Annotated in this window: 1 pseudogene; it reads left to right on the top strand. The window is 39.6% G+C overall.

What is annotated here, in order from left to right:
- Positions 1 to 815, top strand: a pseudogene (locus ACFIJZ_RS09950) (hypothetical protein); the annotation flags it as partial.

The raw sequence follows: 815 nt of genomic DNA, 5'->3' as shown, positions 1-815 counted from the left end.
GAGAGCTTTGTTCAGCAAGATAAGACAACGAGTCGTCTCACTATTGGTGCAAAAGTAGGTGGCGCAGAAATCAATATTGCAAATGAAAGCGGTGCTGATCGGATAATTTCTGGTGTTGGGGAAGCAAAGAACAATAATGACGCTGTTAACAAAAGCCAGCTTGATAGCAATATCAAGAATGTCAATGATAATGTAACAAATAAGTTTAGCGAACTTACTAAAAACATAACGAATATTACTCAGCAAGTTAAAGGTGATGCTTTGTTATGGAACGATAAAGCTAATGCCTTTGTAGCACGTCATGAAAAGAGCAAAGAAGAAAAAGGCAGAGCTGTAAGGACACAAGAAAACAGTAGAATTACGTTTCTTTTAGATGGTGTTGTTTCTAAAGATTCAACGGATGCTGTCACGGGTGGTCAGCTTTATTCGCTGAACGAACAACTTGCAACCTATTTTGGTGGAGGTGCAGGTTATGATGAGCAAGGACAATGGAAAGCACCGGATTTCAAGATCAAGCAGTTTGGTGAGGATGGTACTTCTTTTGACAAGAATTATCAGAATGTAGCGGATGCACTTTCCGGTGTTGGTACTTCTATCGCAAATGTTCAGAATAAATTGACTGAACAGGTTAATAATGTGATTACCAAAGTGGAAAGCGAAAGCTTTATTCAGCAAGATAAGACAACGCATCGTCTCACTATTGGTGCAAAAGTAGGTGGCGCAGAAATCAATATTGCAAATGAAAGCGGTGCGGATCGGATAATTTCTGGTGTTGGGGAAGCAAAGAACAATAATGACGCTGTTAACAAAAGCCA

It is taken from the genome of Bartonella sp. CL70QHWL, assembly GCF_042194855.1.
Classification (GTDB): Bacteria; Pseudomonadota; Alphaproteobacteria; order Rhizobiales; family Rhizobiaceae; genus Bartonella.
Note: the sequence above shows the minus strand (reverse complement) of the source record. Positions and strands in the feature narration are given on the sequence as shown.